Source organism: Eggerthella sp. AM16-19, assembly GCF_003474385.1.
In the GTDB taxonomy this organism is placed as follows: Bacteria; Actinomycetota; Coriobacteriia; order Coriobacteriales; family Eggerthellaceae; genus Senegalimassilia.
In genome coordinates this window covers 1-294 of sequence record NZ_QUCY01000018.1, presented here as the reverse complement: position 1 = coordinate 294, position 294 = coordinate 1, and the positions used below count along the sequence as shown (strand labels likewise).

The 294-nt window shown below is 73.8% G+C and carries 1 protein-coding gene; it reads right to left on the bottom strand.

Going from position 1 to position 294, the window contains the following annotated elements:
- Positions 1 to 294: fumarate hydratase (locus DW178_RS11570; RefSeq protein WP_353653294.1), on the bottom strand; the 294-nt coding region annotated here is incomplete at both ends.

The window sequence follows — 294 nt, the reverse complement described above, 5'->3', positions numbered from 1 at the left end:
CGGCCCACGACGCTCATGCGCAGGCGGCCGTCGGTGTAGGCGCGCGCGACGGCGTCGTTGACGCCCGAGAGGATGTTGCCGGGGATGAGCAGGTCCTCGCCGACCTCCAGGCGCACCCAGCAGGTGCCGGTGTCCTGGCAGATGGGCACGCCGTCCTGTTGCCCGATGCGGGCGTTCTCCAGCAGGCAGTCCAGCACGGACTGCGCGCGCGGCTGCGTCTCGTCTTCGCGGGCGGCCTGCATGGCGGCAAGCACGTCGGGGCGCAAGTGCGTCGCGCAGCGGCGCACGGCGCGG